Origin of the sequence: Methylobacterium sp. WL6 (genome assembly GCF_008040095.1) — a bacterium.
Classification (GTDB): Bacteria; Pseudomonadota; Alphaproteobacteria; order Rhizobiales; family Beijerinckiaceae; genus Methylobacterium.
Map to the genome: position 1 here is coordinate 1 of NZ_VRVH01000028.1, position 14,920 is coordinate 14,920.

14 protein-coding genes, 1 tRNA gene and 1 pseudogene are annotated in these 14,920 nt (G+C 68.0%); 6 read left to right on the forward strand and 10 right to left on the reverse strand.

Annotation, left to right across the window (positions count from 1 at the left end; all coding sequences use genetic code 11):
• Positions 1-33: 33 nt before the first annotated feature.
• From FV230_RS29420 to FV230_RS06615, 4 genes are all read right to left on the reverse strand, one after another.
• The gene (locus tag FV230_RS29420; RefSeq protein ID WP_147841746.1) at positions 34-300 is read right to left on the reverse strand and encodes a YadA-like family protein; all 267 of its coding nucleotides are present in this window, start codon (positions 298-300) and stop codon (positions 34-36) included.
• Between the two features lie 22 nt (positions 301-322).
• Entirely contained in the window at positions 323-1,006 is a 684-nt protein-coding gene (locus tag FV230_RS06605; protein ID WP_147841747.1) for a Fe2+-dependent dioxygenase, read from the reverse strand.
• A 3-nt stretch (positions 1,007-1,009) separates the two neighbouring features.
• On the reverse strand, positions 1,010-3,469 hold the full coding sequence (locus tag FV230_RS06610; protein ID WP_187275412.1) for a TonB-dependent siderophore receptor: 2,460 nt from the start codon (positions 3,467-3,469) through the stop codon (positions 1,010-1,012).
• 438 nt (positions 3,470-3,907) lie between these two features.
• Positions 3,908-4,147 (reverse strand): hypothetical protein, encoded by a 240-nt coding sequence (locus FV230_RS06615; protein ID WP_147727275.1) that lies wholly within the window; start codon positions 4,145-4,147, stop codon positions 3,908-3,910.
• A gap of 401 nt (positions 4,148-4,548) precedes the next feature.
• Between FV230_RS06615 and FV230_RS06620 the strand changes: the two are divergent.
• Together FV230_RS06620 and FV230_RS30605 are read left to right on the forward strand one after the other, a co-directional pair.
• Positions 4,549-4,680 (forward strand): annotated as a pseudogene (locus FV230_RS06620) (IS5/IS1182 family transposase); the annotation flags it as partial.
• Between the two features lie 271 nt (positions 4,681-4,951).
• The gene (locus tag FV230_RS30605) at positions 4,952-7,852 is read left to right on the forward strand and encodes a LamG-like jellyroll fold domain-containing protein (RefSeq protein ID WP_246694766.1); all 2,901 of its coding nucleotides are present in this window, start codon (positions 4,952-4,954) and stop codon (positions 7,850-7,852) included.
• Positions 7,853-8,271: 419 nt separating this feature from the next.
• On the opposite strand, the gene FV230_RS06630 is transcribed toward FV230_RS30605, so the two are convergent.
• Positions 8,272-9,324, reverse strand: a complete 1,053-nt coding sequence (locus FV230_RS06630) for a DUF6551 family protein (RefSeq protein WP_147841748.1) — start codon at positions 9,322-9,324, stop codon at positions 8,272-8,274.
• Between the two features lie 447 nt (positions 9,325-9,771).
• Here FV230_RS06630 and FV230_RS06635 point away from each other — a divergent pair, with 447 nt between their 5' ends.
• Together FV230_RS06635 and FV230_RS06640 are read left to right on the forward strand one after the other, a co-directional pair.
• Positions 9,772-10,356 (forward strand): hypothetical protein, encoded by a 585-nt coding sequence (locus FV230_RS06635; protein ID WP_147841749.1) that lies wholly within the window; start codon positions 9,772-9,774, stop codon positions 10,354-10,356.
• The gene (locus FV230_RS06640; RefSeq protein ID WP_147841750.1) at positions 10,349-10,594 is read left to right on the forward strand and encodes a hypothetical protein; all 246 of its coding nucleotides are present in this window, start codon (positions 10,349-10,351) and stop codon (positions 10,592-10,594) included. The genes FV230_RS06635 and FV230_RS06640 overlap by 8 nt, the downstream gene beginning before the upstream one ends.
• A 35-nt stretch (positions 10,595-10,629) precedes the next feature.
• Here FV230_RS06640 and FV230_RS06645 read toward each other — a convergent pair whose 3' ends face one another.
• A complete protein-coding gene (locus FV230_RS06645) occupies positions 10,630-10,866 on the reverse strand; it encodes a hypothetical protein (protein ID WP_147841751.1) in 237 nt (78 codons plus the stop codon).
• 574 nt (positions 10,867-11,440) lie between these two features.
• Here FV230_RS06645 and FV230_RS06650 point away from each other — a divergent pair.
• Positions 11,441-11,623, forward strand: a complete 183-nt coding sequence (locus FV230_RS06650) for a hypothetical protein (RefSeq protein ID WP_147841752.1) — start codon at positions 11,441-11,443, stop codon at positions 11,621-11,623.
• On the opposite strand, the gene FV230_RS06655 is transcribed toward FV230_RS06650, so the two are convergent.
• Positions 11,594-11,670, reverse strand: a tRNA-Arg gene (locus tag FV230_RS06655). The two genes, FV230_RS06650 and FV230_RS06655, sit on opposite strands and share 30 nt — an antisense overlap.
• Positions 11,671-12,033: 363 nt before the next feature.
• Here FV230_RS06655 and dusA point away from each other — a divergent pair.
• Positions 12,034-13,053: a tRNA dihydrouridine(20/20a) synthase DusA gene (gene dusA / locus FV230_RS06660; RefSeq protein WP_187275413.1), complete on the forward strand. Its 1,020-nt coding sequence runs from the start codon at positions 12,034-12,036 to the stop codon at positions 13,051-13,053.
• Here the strand turns inward: dusA and FV230_RS06665 are convergent, their stop codons facing one another.
• The 3 genes from FV230_RS06665 to cobS are packed head-to-tail and all read right to left on the reverse strand — an operon-like array spanning position 13,054 to position 14,821.
• Positions 13,054-13,743, reverse strand: a complete 690-nt coding sequence (locus tag FV230_RS06665) for a TIGR02281 family clan AA aspartic protease (protein ID WP_147841754.1) — start codon at positions 13,741-13,743, stop codon at positions 13,054-13,056. It abuts the gene before it with no gap.
• On the reverse strand, positions 13,740-13,961 hold the full coding sequence (locus FV230_RS06670; RefSeq protein ID WP_147841755.1) for a DUF1289 domain-containing protein: 222 nt from the start codon (positions 13,959-13,961) through the stop codon (positions 13,740-13,742). Before FV230_RS06670 ends, FV230_RS06665 begins: the two co-directional genes overlap by 4 nt.
• A 38-nt stretch (positions 13,962-13,999) precedes the next feature.
• Positions 14,000-14,821, reverse strand: coding sequence for an adenosylcobinamide-GDP ribazoletransferase (gene cobS, locus FV230_RS06675; protein WP_147841756.1), 822 nt, complete (start codon positions 14,819-14,821; stop codon positions 14,000-14,002).
• Positions 14,822-14,920 lie beyond the last annotated feature (99 nt).

Here is a 14,920-nt window from a genome sequence, read left to right on the forward strand (position 1 = left end):
CCGCCGCGGTGGCGTGCGCGCGCATCGCCGGCCTCAGTTGAGGGTGAAGCTGGCGCCGGCGCCGATCCCGAAGTCGCGGCCGGCGGCGGCGGCGGTGGCGTTGACCCGCGCGGACCCGTCGGGGAGCGTGTAGCCGATGCCCATCGAGGCCGCGCCCTCGCCGCGCCACACGCCGCCGCCGGCGGCCATGCTCAGCTTGCCCGGGCGGTCGTCGAAGCGGAGCGAGGCGGCGGCCAGGCCGATCGCCGCGCCGGCGCCAGCCAGAGCAGGGGGGCGAGGGCGATCGCGCGGATCGCGGATTGCCGGCGGGGTCGATGATCGGTCATGTCTCGGCCCAGGTCCGGATCAGGTTGTGGTAGATGCCCGTGAGCCGCACCACCTCGGCGTGGTCGCGGCCCAGCTCCCCGACGAGCCCCTGAATGGAGGTGTCGAGGTCGTAGATCAGGCTGCGCGCCTGCGGGCTGCGGATCATGCTCTGCAGCCAGAAGAACGAGGCGACCCGCGTGCCCCGCGTCACCGGCGTGACCATGTGGAGGCTCGATGCCGGGTAGAGCACGAGGTCGCCCGCCGGCAGCTTCACCTCCTGCGAGCCGTAGTAATCCTCCGCGATGAGCTCGCCGCCGTCGTAGGTGTCGGGCTCGGCGAGGAAGAGCGTGACCGAGAGATCGGTGCGGATGCGCAGGCCCGTCATCGGGTCGCCGCGCACGGCGTTGTCGACGTGCACGCCGAAATGGTGCCCCTCGCCGTAGCGGTTGAACAGCGGCGGGAAGATGTGCAGCGGGATCGCGGCCGAGACGAAGAGCGGGTTGGCCAGGAGCGCGCCGACGATGCGCTCGCCGAGGCGCCGCGCGACCGCGCCGTTGGGCGGCAGCTGCTCGTTGCGCTTGACCAGGGCGGACTGCGAGCCGGCCGTGGACCGGCCGTCCTCCCACTCCGCCGCGTCCATGATCGCGCGGAACTCCGCGACCTCGGCCTTGCTCAGCACCTCGGGAATGCAGACCAGCATCGCTCAGAACCGCGTCTGCGCGATCAGCGAGATGGTGCGGCCGGGCTGAAGCTGCGTGAACGGCACGTTGCTTTGGTACAGCGCGTCGTAGATGCGCCGGTCCGTGAGGTTGGCGCCGTAGAGCTTCACCGTCAGGTTCTCGTTCACCTTCGCCTCGAGAAAGGCGTCGAAGCGCCAGTACGAGGGCAGGACGTTGGCGTTGGCCGCCAGCGTGCCGCCCGCCACCCGCGAGTTGTTGACCACCTGCGCGCCGACCTCGAACATCGGGGACAGCTGGTACTTCGCCAGCATGCTGAAGGAGCGGTTGGCGATGTTGGCCAGCCGGCTGCCGACGTTCTGCGGGATCGCGGACTGCGTCACCCGCGTGTCCATGATGACGTAGCCGCCGAACAGGCTGAGCCGGTTGCTAACCCTGCCGGCCAGCTCGAGGTCGAGGCCGCGCACCCGGTATGCGCCGGTCGCCGAGATCACCGCGTTGGTGCCGCTGCCGATCGTCTCGCGCGCGTTGTCCTTGACGGTGTTGAACAGGGCCGCGGTGGCGAGCAGGCGGCGGTCGAACAGCTCGGACTTGACCCCGATCTCGTCGGCCGTGTTCTGCTCCGGCGGCAGGATCTGGTTGCCGGCGAAGGCGGGATTGAGGCCGCCGTAGAGGGAGCTCGACGCGTCGAGCTCCGCGCCGACCGGGTTCGACGAGGTCGCGTGCGCGGCGTAGACGCTCACGGTCGAGGTCGGCTTCAGGGTCAGCCCGATGTTGTAGTTCAGGTTTCCGGAATGGGCCGACACCGAGCTGGTGTCGTTCGACGAGGTGATCGCGTAGTCGTCGAAGCGCACCCCGCCGTTGAGCAGCACGAGATCGCTGAAGTTCATCGTCTCGATCAGGTATCCGGCCTTCGTGTCGACCGGGATGACCGTCGGGTTGCCGGCCTTGGTCGGCCGGGTCGAGAACGGCAGCGTGTTGGGCGGGGTGAGGATGTTGATGCCGCGAAGCGTCCCGTTGCCGCTGAAGTTGCCCGAGAACAATTCCGAGGTCAGGCCTGTATAGCCCTGGCGGCTCACCTCCTCGCGGCTGAACTCGGTGCCGAGGACCAGGGTGTGCTTGATCGGGCCGGTGTCGAAGCGGAAGGTCGCGTCGGAGATGTCGGCCGTGACGTCGACCGTCTGGTAGCGGCTCTGCGGGTTGAGGCTGAGCGTCGTGCCGTAGAGGTTGCGGTTGGCCGGGATCACCGGGGCCTCCGGCAGCGTGCCGACGTAGTCGAGCACCGAGTGCGCGGCCCGGAACCGGTTGCTGAGCGTGACCCATTCGGTCGGCGACCATTCCGCGGTCAGCGTCCCGGTATCCTGCTGGACGTGCTGGAAATCGCGGTTGATCAACCCGTAATAGGTGTCGCGCGGCACGATGCTTTCGGTGAAGGGCCGCCGCGACAGGGCGTTGAAGGGCACGCCGAAATCGGGCAGCCCGTTCAGGTCGGTGTGGACGTAGTTGGCGGTGAACTTCCAGTCGTCGGCCGGCTTCAGCGTCACGGCGAGCGCCGCGCCGTCGCGGTCGTCGGTCACGAACCGCCGCCCGGCGACGCCGGATTCCTGGTACAGGCCGCCGATGCGGACCGCGAGCGCCGGGCTGATCACCTGGTTGAAGTCGAGCGTGACGCGGCCGCGGCTGTCGCTGCCGACCTGGCTTTCGGTGTTGTAGAAGTCGCCCGCCGTGGTGGCTTGCTTGGTGACGACGTTCACCGCGCCGCCCGCCGTGCCGCGGCCGGCGAAGGACGAGGCCGGGCCGCGCAGGATCTCGACCTGCTCGGTGAAGAAGTTCTCGCGCACGCTGACCGACGGGTCGCGGATGCCGTCGATGAACACGTCGTTGCGCGCATCGAAGCCGCGGATGAAGAAGCGGTCGCCGAAGGCGTTGCCGCCCTCGCCGGAACCGAGCGTCACGCCGGCGGTGGTCCGCAGGATGTCGCGGAAGCTGGTCGCGTTCTTGTCCTCGATCACCTCCCGCGTGACGACCGTGATCGACTTCGGCGTGTCGAGGATCGGCTGCGTGAAGCGGTTCGAGGACAGGCGGTCGGCCTTGTAGGGCGCGGCCGGGTCCGCATACGGATTGCCGCTGATGTCGCCCCGGGCCAGGATCGGCAGGCCGGCGCCGGTCGCGGCGGCGCCGATTGTGGGCGCCGCGACCGGAGGTGCCGCCACACGGCGGGCCCGCACCGCACGGCGCAGGGCCGTGCGTGCCTTGACCTGGGTCGGGCCGGGCTTCGGAGCGGGCGGGCGCTGCCGCGTGATCGGGGCGTCGATGTTCAGGGGCGGCAGGGCGGATGCAGGCCCCTGCTGCGCCTCGGCGCTGCCGACCGAGCCGACCGCGACGGCGCAGGCGACGCCGATGACGCCCTTCTGCTCCTTGAGCTTCGCGTAACGCCCATCGGCAGCAGGACGCAGCGACTTTGGAATACGAGATGAGCTCTGCACGATCTTCCGACCCCCCGGCACCCGCAGCGCCAGTCCTCGGGTGATGCGATGGCCTCAAAGGGCTCGGGAAAGATCTTCCGTCAACGAACGAATGTTGGAACAGAACCAAACTATGGCTGATTTCCGAGGCCGAACGACGATCATCGGCCCGATCGGAGATCGGAACTATTCCAGGTTGACGGATGGGATGCCGACGAGTTCCCCGGAATGACCATTCCCGGCAGGCCGTTGGGTCCGATTTCTGAATTGGAATAGGTCCAAGGCATCGCTAAGACCTTTTCGTCCCGCCCCGCGTGTTGCTGGGGAGACACAATTCACACCGATCGCGTCGCGGCTCGGATTAAAGCGCGCCCATCGCGGGCGCCGCTGCGTCCGGCGGGCGTCGACGCGGCGCGGTCCGTCCTGCCTGCGCCGGTGATTCCGGATCGCAGGACCCGTTCAATCCTGGCTCGGCGGCTTCATCAGCGAGAACAGCTCGTCGATCGCGTGGAGCGCGGTCGCTCGCACGTGGCCCTCGTCCTCCGCCCCGGTGATCCGGATGCCGCTCACCACGGCGCGGATCTCGTCGCGAAAATCCGAGAGGAAGCCGACCGGGTAGCGGTTCTCGCTCGCCATCCGGGCGATGACGCCGGTGAGCAGGATCTGCAGCCCGAGAACCCGGCCGTTGAGTTCGTCCATCGTCGTCCCCCGTCCCAGGCACGCGCTGCGCCATCCGGGCGCCGGATCGCCGAGCGATCCATCCGGACGGTCGCGAATGCGACGTGCACGGTCCGATCTATCCCAAAAGCGGGACGCCTCTGGAAGCGGCATCGTCACGTGGGTGCGGACGTGCGGACCGTCCGGCATCGTGGGCATGACGCCAGCTACCGCTTCGACGACCGACGCCGCGGACGGGGTCGAGAGCACGGGCCGTGGCGCGCAGCCGCATCGGCGCCTAGGGGCGCTCCGTGTGCGCGTCAGCCGAGAACCGCTCGCCCTTTCGAACGGCGTGCCGGCGACGATGCGGTGGCGGCGCAGGGCGCGTGGCATGGCGAGGCGTTCGCGATTGCGACGAGCCGTGGGAAGCGCGCTCGCGAAGCTGGGTCGTGGAGCGGACCCATGCCGGGTTCGACCGCTTCCGTCGCCTGCCCGTCCGCTCCAAGCGACGCGCCGACATCCACGACGCCTTCACCGCCCTCGCCGCAAGCCTCATGACCCGCAACCAGATCTGACGGTTCTGTTAGGCGCTTCGAGACCGGTATAATTTCTTATATGAAGATCGAAGCGGACATACTGTCTTATTGCCTTTGTTCTGTAGGTATTTTCAGTATTTACTTGATGTAATGACTGCGCGCCGGCGCAACGGGCGCGAGCCGCAAAAGTACGATCTGCGAAGAATCGAGCGAGGCTGTTAACGGCTTGTTCGAGCCTCGGAAAATAAACCTGACGGCATCGCGCGCCGGATCTGCGATCGGCGGACGCGCGCATATCGGGGGGCGAAGCATGGCCGAGCAGACGACGGGCATCTGGTATTTTGGCAATCCGGTGATCGACAGCCTGAACGTCGGGCGAGCCTGGATCGGACCGGACCTGACCTACAGCTTCGCCTACAGCGACATCAACGGCAACGGCGTCCCGGACATGGACGAGGGCGACTGGAAGCCGTTCTATCGCGAGATCATTGCAAATATCGAAAGCTTCACCGCCTTGCGCTTCACCGAGGTCGCATGGGGCGGCAATCTGAGCTTCAGGCTCGAGGAAGGCGGCGGCGGCGAATCGGTGCTGCCGTGGGTGGGCGTGACCACCGCCGACAGCGTCATCGGCATCAACGCCAATGTGGCCGGATCGGCCGCGGCGGTGCGGCTGGGCACCTACTCGGAAACATGGTTCCACGAGACCGGCCATGCCCTGGGCCTCAAGCACACTCACGACCTCGATTTCGGAAATGTCCTGGATGGCGCGACCTGGGCGGGCGATCCCGGCAGGCATCAGCTGAATTCTCAGCTGTACTCTGTGATGACCTACACCTCGCCATTCCTCGGCGAGGACAACCCGTTCACGCCCTGGGTCGATTACGGAACGCCGCTCAACGCTCAGCCCGGCTCTTATGCCGCGATCGACATCGCCGCGCTGCAGGCCATGTACGGCCGGTCCGAAAACGCCACCGGCGACACCGTCTATCGCTTCGGCGACGACGTCGACTTCAACCACGGATATACGACGATCTGGGATACCGGCGGAATCGACTCGATCGCGTACGTCGGCGACGTCCGTTCCAAGATCGATCTGCGCGCCGCGACGCTGAAGGAGGAGATCGGCGGCGGCGGCTGGGTGAGCACGTCCGAGACGTTCACCGGCGGCTTCACCATCGCCAACGGCGTCACGATCGAGAATGCGGTCGGCGGCCGCGCGGCCGACATCCTGATCGGCAACGATGTCGCCAACCGGCTCGTTGGCGGCGCCGGCGACGACAAGCTGACCGGCAATGGCGGCGACGACGCGCTCGTCGGCGGCACGGGCTTCGACACGGCGGTGTACGCGGGCAACCGTGCGGATTACACCGTGATCTGGAATGCCGCCGCGTTGAACGCCGGCTTCTCGATCCGCGGCGCGGCGACCGGCACGGATACGCTCAGCGGCATCGAGATGCTGTCGTTCGACGACGGCACGGTCGCGGTCGCCGACCTGATGGCTGCGTTGCGCGCGCGCGGAGGCGTCGGGCAGCAGGAAACCGTCATTCCGGCCGTGCTGGCCGCCGACATTCACGGCGCCTTCACCGCCACCGCCCAGGCCCGGTTCGACGATCCCGCCGGCGGCACGTGGCAGCGCGTGTTCGACTTCGGCAACGGCCCCGGGCAGGACAACGTGTTCCTGGGCCAGCGCGCCGACAGCACCGACATGATGTTCGCGATCTGGCGCGACGGCCGGCCCTACAGCATCACCGCCGCGAACGCGATCGTTGCGGGCGAGACGGCGACGTGGAAGGTCGCGGTCGACGACGGCGGCACGATGCTCCTGTCGAAGAACGGCACGCTGGTGGCGCGGGGTCAGGGTGTCGTCCCCGCCGACGTCGTGCGCGCCAGCGAACTGGTCGGCAAATCCAACTGGGGCTGGGACACGCCGCTGATCGGCAAGGTGCTCGACGTCACCGTGGCCCAGAATCCGGCGGACATCCATGGCGCCTTCGTTGCGGACGTCGTCGCCCGGTTCGACGATCCGGCCGGCGGCGCGTGGCAGCGCGTGTTCGACTTCGGCAACGGCCCCGAGCGGGACAACGTGTTCCTGGGCCAGCGCGCCGACAGCACCGACATGGTGTTCTCGATCTGGCGCGACGGCGAGGACCACAGCATCACCGCCAAGGACGCGATCGTCGCCGGGCAGGACGCGCACTGGACGACGAGCGTCGACGAGACCGGTGTGATGAAGCTCTACAAGGACGGCGTCCTGCTCGCCGAAGGGCACGGGGTCGTTCCCGCCGATGTCGTGCGCACTGGCGAGTTGGTCGGCAAGTCCAACTGGACGAGTGATGCGCCGCTGCTCGGCAGTGCCGGCAAGGTCAACGTCCATGCCTACAGCGAACTGAATCATGCCGAAGGGGCTTTCTCGGTCAGCGCCGAGGCGCGCTTCGATGATCTCGGACACGGCTGGTACCAGCGGATCTTCGACACCGGCAGCGGCGCGGACACGAACAACATCTGGATGGGCCAGGTCGGGAACGGCGCCGACATGGCGTTCGAGATCATCGAGGACGGCATCAAGCACCGGCTGGTCGCCAAGCATGCGATCGCCCAGAGCGAAACCGCGCTGTGGCAGGCGAGCGTCGACGAGGGTGGCGTCATGCGCATCTACAAGGACGGCGTGCTGCTCACGCAGGGCGAGGGCGCGGTGCCGTCGGACGTGGTGCGCGGCCACAGCCTGATCGGCGCGTCCAACTATGCCAGCGATACCCCCTTGGTCGGCAGCGTGAACCATCTCGAGGTCCAGGCCCACAACGCGATTCCCGAGATCCACGGCGCGTTCGACGCCTACGCGACCGTACGCTTCGACGACCTCGATGCGGGCGGCTTCCAGCGCGTATTCGACACCGGCAACGGCGCGGGGACGGACAACATCTGGCTGGGGCAGGTCGGGCAGTCCGACACCATGGCGTTCGAGATCTTCGACAAGGGCGTCGCACACCGGATCGCCGCCGCGGACGCGATCGTCGAGGGAGAGACGGCGACCTGGCACGCCGGCGTGGACAGCCACGGCCTGATGCAACTGTTCAAGAACGGTACGCTGCTGGCACAGGGGCAGGGCGAGGTGCCGGACGACGTGGCTCGCGCCAGCGATCTCGTCGGCGCCTCGAACTGGGCGAACGACGCCCATCTGAAGGGAATCGTCCACGACCTGTTCTTCGTCTGAAGCCGCGACCGAGGAGCCCTCGCTCCGAACCCGCGCCCATCCGATCTCGATCGGATGGGCGCGTATCGCATGCGTCCCGCTCGTTTCGTGCCGATGCGGCGATGCAGGTGGATCCCATCCCTTCGATCGGCCGGATTCGAAGGATGTGCATCGCGGCGCACGTGACGATGGCGGGGCGAGCGAGCGACATTCGGCGGCTTGGTACCGTCGGCCAGATGTCGATTCTCCGGCGCAGGCGTTCGGTCGCCGGGCAACGCAAGCGGCCCCGGGCGGCATTGTCGTGCCTCCGCCGTGGCTCGATCACGACGTCGGCAGGCAGGGTCGCGCTCGACCCGTCACACGCTGCCCGCGAGCGGGAACTGCGGCCGGGTCGCAGGGGGGCCGACGTGGCGAGGCGGTCTCAACGCGATGGACCGCGCTCAGAGGTTGACGACCTCGAGCTTGGGGCGCGGCGCGTCCCAGCGCACGGGCCGATGCTCGCGCGTGACCGGCATGAGGGCCGACAGCTCGACCGCGATCACCTCGGCCATTCTCTGCACGAGGTCGCTTCCGGTGGCCGAGCCGTCCTCGCAGCGGGCCTGCAGGCGCGCGAGATCGATCTGGTCGAACGCGTCGAACAGGGCGAGGCCGCCGTCGCGCCAGTCCTGATGCCGGTCGATCGCCGCGCACAGGGCCTTGATCATGCGGGCATTCAGCATCCCGGGCTTGTTGTTGCCGGTCTCGATCACGCATTGCAGGGCGGTGATGACGGTGTTCTGGCCGTGCCGCTTGATGCATTGCTTGATCGCGCCGACCGCCATGGTCTGGCCGGCGGCCTGCTTGCTGATCGGCAGCGGATAGCGGAGCAGCGTGGCGTCAGCCCGGGCGCAGACGTCGGCGACCTGGACGGCCCAGGTCTCGCCGGCGACCAGGGCGGCGGCGTGGACCGCGACGCGGGCGATCGGCGTGGTGACGCAGTTGATCGCCTTGAACGCCGCCGCCTGCTGCTCACGCGCGGCGATCACGATCTGGCAGGGCACCTCGTCGTACCCGACGAGCAGCGCCGCCGTGGTGCGATGCTGCCCGTCGATGATCGCGAAGCGGCCGCCTTCGACGGGGGAGACGACCACGGGGGTGAAGCAGCACCACGAGAACATGCTGGCAATGCGTTCGACGTTCCTGCGACCCACACCGATGATCGGGCGCTGGTAGCTCGGGTCGATCGTCAGCGCGCTGATCTTCAACCATTGCAGCATCGGCGCCACCCCGGCGTCGACGTGACTGGGACGCGTGAACCCATCGGTAGAAATCGTATGCATGGCCTGCCCTCGAACGAATTCTCGCCTGTCGCGATCGATATCCCGGCTCCTGCCGGCTGCGATGTTTCCCTCGATCGTGTCCTGCAGCGGATCCGCGATGTTGATTTCAGGCGACGAAGTGACCAGTCGGTTCTGATCGCGCTTCGAAGCCCGTCCACGATCCGGATCGAGCATTTTGCCGTTTATTGATTTCTGCCAAATTGTATTTGACGAAAAACTGTATCCATTATGAGAAAAAGTCAATATTAACCTATATTAAACCAGACGTTGTGTTTGGGGCGGCCCTATAGTGGATTTTTGCCAGTTTCCAGGACACGCGCTGCGGATGGTCCGGTGCCTCGGAAGGGGCCGAGATGCCATCGTCGTCCGTCGATGATGTTCGGATTTTTGTGCTGGACGATCGCACGATGGCTGCAAATAGCGCTGCCGAATCGCTGAAGATCGTCATCGTCCGTGCAGGATTTTGATTTTATATCCATTGAAGCGTCATATGCTTGATTTCATAAATTAGAAATTTGATTGATATCTTTTTTTGAGGCTATGATATGCATGCGATAGCTCAGAGAAAGTGAGCGTAGAATGGGATTTCGGCCGGTATATGCAGCATTCGTAGTCGATGTTATGAAGCCGGATGACGCGGAGCGGAGCTTTGTCCCTCTCCTCCACACGCTTCCCGGGAGGCTCACTGGCAACGACCAGCGCCTGATTGGTCTTGAGAAACCCGACATCGAGTGCGCCGCGCTCCACGCGTCATCGGTTTACTGTTTTGAGGCGCGATTTAGCGTTTTGCACAGGGTTCTTGCGTCGATCGGTCAGATCCTCGCCCCACAACTGGAGGTCGACGGCGACCGTCTCGCGCGGGGGAACCCCGCCGTTCTGGCCGTCTCGCGTCGCGTGGGCGTTTCCTTGGCGTTCGGCGAATGGGTCCGAGCCGCGTCCGATCTCGCGGGCAGGCTCGGAAACACGGCCGAGCGTACTCCGGTGCGGGCGGACTCACCGACCAATCGATCGAGTGCCGCCTCTGGCGTCGACACGACCGATTCAGTGCCCTGCCACGTCGTCATCGCGGATCGGGTGGCTGCGAGCGACAAGCCGGCGGATCCCAAGGGTATTGCGGGCCATGCCTGGCTCGCCCAACCCTTCGCGAGCCGTGCCGTCAGGCCCTTCGCCGCGATGGCCGGCCGGGAGCGGCGGCGCCATGGCTGAGGCGAAGCCCTGGCTGCCCGCGAGCGGACGCTACCGCCTCGAGATCCTGTCGCGCGGCGCTCGCCTCTACCATCCGCAGGACCGCCAGATTCGAGCCCTGGCCAAGCGCGGGCTGATCGAACCCTTGCCGGAGGCCGACCCGGCCGGGGCCTGCCGCTGGACGATCACCGAGGCCGGGCTGGCCGCGCTGATGGCGTTCGTGCCCGCAAGCAAGATGGGGCCGTCGGGCAACCGCTGATGCTCCGCGAGCTTCGGCATCGGGGAACGCCCGACTCAGCCACCGGGCTCGACATCGAGCGTTCTCGCCGGACCCTCCAGCTCCTTGGCGACATCGTGGAGCACCTGCTCGACCAAAGGCGGCCACGGGACGTCGCAGGCCTGAAGCAGCTTCGCCGCATCGAGAAGCGCTTCGATCTGCGCCGGCAGGATCGGGCCGCCCACCATCTGCGCATAGCGGACCCGAGCCGCGAGAGCCGACGACAGCCGTACGACTTCCGAGCGTTTGTCCATCTATGGCTCCGGGGATTCGATCTTGTCGTAGTTCACCAAAGCGATGCTTTCGAAATGGTCGTCTCAAGGGTTGTTATTAAATATTTCACGACTCTCATTAAGTTGGATGTGAGATTTAATCAATTAATTAATTCTGATTTTTTATCCCCAGAAATCACAACTTGTAGCATTTTGGAGACGAGTAGGCAGTTAGGCTCGATAAATACTTTTCGATATATCGATAAAGAGTAGCATCAAAATCATGAACTACCTGGCGCGCGCTGTGCAACGAAGCCACTGCGAATGTCACGCACCTCGCGTCCGCGCGTTGCGCTCCGAGCGCCTACGCAGATCCAATAGCAGGACGGGAGTTACGCCACCGCCGCCGTGAAACGGAACCTAGACCGGCTCTGTCGAATGGTCGAGGACGAGGTTGGCGATTTCGAAGCGGTCGGGGAGGAACGCTGCAGGCTGCCGACGGCTCAGCGGACCCCAGCAGATGCGGCGCTGCAACGGCCCCGTGTCGGCGAGTTTCCCGCGCGTTCGCCCGGTTGCCGACCGTGGGTTCCCCCGGCCGATGCGAGAGACCACGACGATGGGCGAGATTTCGTTACGAAACACGTGGCTTCCGGTGTTCGTCGACCGCGCCGTGACGAACGTCGTCGACCGAGTCGATGACAGGACCATCTGGCGCGTCGTCGTGGCGGGCGCATGGCCGCCGCCCGGTGTTCGCATTGCTGTGTGGGAATGGCGCGCCCGAAAGGATTCGAACCTCTGACCCCCAGATTCGTAGTCTGGTGCTCTATCCAGCTGAGCTACGGGCGCCCTGCGGACCGGTCGGCGGTGGAGGCCTGTTCCGGTCGCGAGGGGGTGTCTAGAGGCTCGTTCCGCGCTTGGCAAGTGGGTATCGGCAAGTGGGTATCGGCGGCTGGGTTGGCGGAGCGGTCCCTTGCCGTCGCGCACGCGGCGCATCGATCCCATGGCTCGCGACGGCGCTCGCAACCGAGGCGTCGCTCGGGCCCGCGCATCGCCGAGCCCACCGTGCTGCCTTTGTGCCGTCCCCAGCGCATGGTATCCGAACGCGTCCGCGCGCCGGCGCGCGGCCGAGGTGGATACGGCAGAGCCGCCGCAGGCGGGCTGGGCGGCGTCCTGCCGGCGAGAGATGCTTTTTTAGGGTACGAGATCCGAATGATTGCGGCGGCCGAGACGGACGGCACCCTCGCGGGCTGGCGCTTCAGCGTCGCGCCGATGATGGATTGGACGGATCGCCATTGCCGGGCGTTCCATCGCGTGCTGTCGGCGCGGGCGCGGCTCTATACCGAGATGGTCACCACCGGCGCGGTCATCCACGGCCCGCGGGAGCGGCTGCTCGGGTTCTCGCGCGCGGAGCATCCGGTGGCGGTGCAGCTCGGCGGCTCCGAGCCGGCCGACCTCGCCGAGGCCGCGCGGATCGCGGAGGGCTACGGCTACGACGAGATCAACCTGAACGTCGGCTGCCCGTCGGACCGGGTGCAGAACGGGCGCTTCGGCGCCTGCCTGATGCTGGAGCCGGAGCATGTCGGCGCCTGCGTCGCGGCGATGAAGGCGGCGGTGCGGGTGCCGGTGACGGTGAAGTGCCGGATCGGCGTGGACGAGCAGGACCCGGAGCCGGCGCTCGACACGCTCGCCCGCGCGGTCGTCGCGGCCGGCGTCGACGGGCTGATCGTGCACGCGCGCAAGGCCTGGCTCCAGGGCCTGTCGCCGAAAGAGAACCGCGACGTGCCGCCCCTCGACTACGGCCGGGTGGTCCGCCTCAAGCAGGCATTTCCCGCCCTGCCGATCGCGGTGAACGGCGGCATCGCCACCGTGGCGCAGGCGAAGGCGCACCTGTCCGGCCTCGACGGCGTGATGGTCGGGCGCGCGGCCTACGGCGATCCGGCCGGGCTGATCGCGGTCGATCCCGAGCTGTTCGGGGCGCCGGCCCCGGTGGCGGACGCGTTCGAGGCTGTCGAGGCCTATGCCCCCTACGTCGCGGCGGCGTTGGAGGGCGGCGAGCGGCTCCATGCCATCACCCGGCACATGCTCGGGCTGTTCAACGGGCGGCCGGGCGCGCGGGCGTACCGGCGCCACCTCTCGACGGCGGGCGTCGAGGCCGCGGCCGACCTCGCGACCCTGCGCACGGCCGTGGCGCTGGTCTCGCGGGCGTTGCCGGAGCGGGACGCCGCCTGATCAGCGCCCGCGCAGAATCAGCCGGTCGCCGCGGACCTCGTAGCCGGCGAGCCGCGTCAGGAAGCTCTGCCCGAGCAGGTTGCCGTCGAGGGCGCCCGGCTTGGCGACGAGCGCCGGGACGCGCCGTTCCGTGATCGGGCCGATGGCGAGCGCGTCGAGCGTGGTCGGCGCGGCGTAGGCGATGCCGTTCGCCGTCGCGACGCGGACGGTGAATGCGCCGGGTTCCGGGTGAAGGCCGAGCGCCGCGGCGTTCTCCGCGGTGAGGACGACCGCGCTGGCGCCGGTATCGAAGGCGAAGCTCTGGCTCCGCCCATCGATCTGCGCCTCGACCAGGAATGCGCCGTCCGACCGGCGCGTGATCGTCACCGTGCCCCCGGGGCCGATCGTCGGGGAGCCGGGGCGCAACGCACCGGTCACCCGCGCGCCGACCTCCTGCAGCGGCTCGCGATAGACGTAGCCGACGATGCAGGCGAGCCCGAGGCCGCACCAGAGCAGCAGCGCCTGGAGGTTCTTTCCGGGGGCGCCGGCGAATTGCCGCCAGAACCCGGCGACCACCAGCGCGAGGATGCCGGCGCCCCAGGCGAGGCCGGCGAGCTGGTCGGGCTCGATCGCCCCGGCGATCCGGCCGCCGTCGGTCGCGACCAGCACGGCCACCACCAGGCCGATCGCGATCAACGCGAGGATCGTCATGCCGGCGTTCCGGCCACCGCGAGACCGGCCCCCCGCAACCGGGCCGGGAGCCCTGCCATGATCGCGCGGCGCTGCGGCTCGGAGAGCGAGCCCCACAGCCCGATCTCGTCGCGCGTCCGGCCGCAGCCGATGCACAGGCCGCTCGGCCCGTCGAGGACGCAGACCTTGGTGCACGGGCTCGAGGGTTTGCCGGACGACGTCGGGATGGGCGGGTTCATGCCGCGTCCATGCCCGCTTCGTGGCCCCGCGATCAAGCTCAGACCGTGGCCAGCAGGGCGATCAGGGCCCCGATCTCCGCGACCTGCTGGCAGGCTCCGACGACGTCGCCGGTCTGCCCGCCGATCTTCCGCCGGGCGATGCGCGTCATGGCGAGGGCGGCGAGCGGCGCCAGCACCACCATCGCGAGGATGCCGGAGAACGGCAGGCCGAGCGGCCGCGCCAGCAATGCCAGCACCAATCCGATGCCGATGGCCGTGCCCGTCGCCGCCCGGCTCGGGCGGCCGACCGCGGCGGACAAGCCCTCGGGCCGGGCCGGCGCGAGCAGCACCATCGGCGCGAGCGCTGCGACCCGCGACAGGATCGCGGCGAGGGCGAGGCCGGTGGCGGCGGCCGTGCCGGTCCGATCCAGGAGGGTGGCGAGCGCGCCGATCCGGAGCGCCAGCGACAGCATCAGCGCGACGCCGCCATAAGCGCCGATGCGGCTGTCCTTCATGATCTCGAGCCTGCGCTCCGGCGTCGCGCCGCCGCCGAACCCATCGGCGACGTCGGCGAGGCCGTCCTCGTGCAGCGCACCGGTGAGCATCACCGCGACGGCGACGGCGAGCGTCGCCGCGACGAAGGGCCCGAGGTCGATCCACCATCCGGCGATCAGCACGAGGGCCGGCGGCAGCGCCAGGATCAGGCCGGCCAGCGGCAGCATCCGCGGGATCGTCCGGAAGTCGGGGACGGCATGCGGATCGGGCTCGCCCGGAAACCTCGGCAGCGGCAGGCGCGAGTAGAAGCGCAGGCACGCCGCCAGATCGTGCAACAGGTCGCGGCCCGGCCAGTCGGCCTCGCCGCGGAACGGTCCGCCCACCATCACGCCGCCTTCGCTCGCAATCGGCCTTCGTCCGCACGCAGCCTTCACCCGCGCGTCCCGCACCACTATAGCTCGCGGGAACGGCGCGCCCGTCCACCG

Excerpts from the sequence above, each read along its gene's own strand:
- FV230_RS06605 (WP_147841747.1), bottom strand. The coding sequence starts at position 1,006 with ATGCTGGTCTGCATTCCCGAGGTGCTGAGCAAGGCCGAGGTCGCGGAG.
- FV230_RS06615 (WP_147727275.1), bottom strand. The coding sequence starts at position 4,147 with ATGGACGAACTCAACGGCCGGGTTCTCGGGCTGCAGATCCTGCTCACC.
- FV230_RS30605 (WP_246694766.1), top strand. The coding sequence starts at position 4,952 with ATGGCCGAGCAGACGACGGGCATCTGGTATTTTGGCAATCCGGTGATC.
- FV230_RS06630 (WP_147841748.1), bottom strand. The coding sequence starts at position 9,324 with ATGCTCGATCCGGATCGTGGACGGGCTTCGAAGCGCGATCAGAACCGA.
- FV230_RS06635 (WP_147841749.1), top strand. The coding sequence starts at position 9,772 with ATGAAGCCGGATGACGCGGAGCGGAGCTTTGTCCCTCTCCTCCACACG.
- FV230_RS06640 (WP_147841750.1), top strand. The coding sequence starts at position 10,349 with ATGGCTGAGGCGAAGCCCTGGCTGCCCGCGAGCGGACGCTACCGCCTC.
- FV230_RS06645 (WP_147841751.1), bottom strand. The coding sequence starts at position 10,866 with ATGGACAAACGCTCGGAAGTCGTACGGCTGTCGTCGGCTCTCGCGGCT.
- FV230_RS06650 (WP_147841752.1), top strand. The coding sequence starts at position 11,441 with ATGGGCGAGATTTCGTTACGAAACACGTGGCTTCCGGTGTTCGTCGAC.
- dusA (WP_187275413.1), top strand. The coding sequence starts at position 12,034 with ATGATTGCGGCGGCCGAGACGGACGGCACCCTCGCGGGCTGGCGCTTC.
- FV230_RS06665 (WP_147841754.1), bottom strand. The coding sequence starts at position 13,743 with ATGACGATCCTCGCGTTGATCGCGATCGGCCTGGTGGTGGCCGTGCTG.
- FV230_RS06670 (WP_147841755.1), bottom strand. The coding sequence starts at position 13,961 with ATGAACCCGCCCATCCCGACGTCGTCCGGCAAACCCTCGAGCCCGTGC.
- cobS (WP_147841756.1), bottom strand. The coding sequence starts at position 14,821 with ATGGTGGGCGGACCGTTCCGCGGCGAGGCCGACTGGCCGGGCCGCGAC.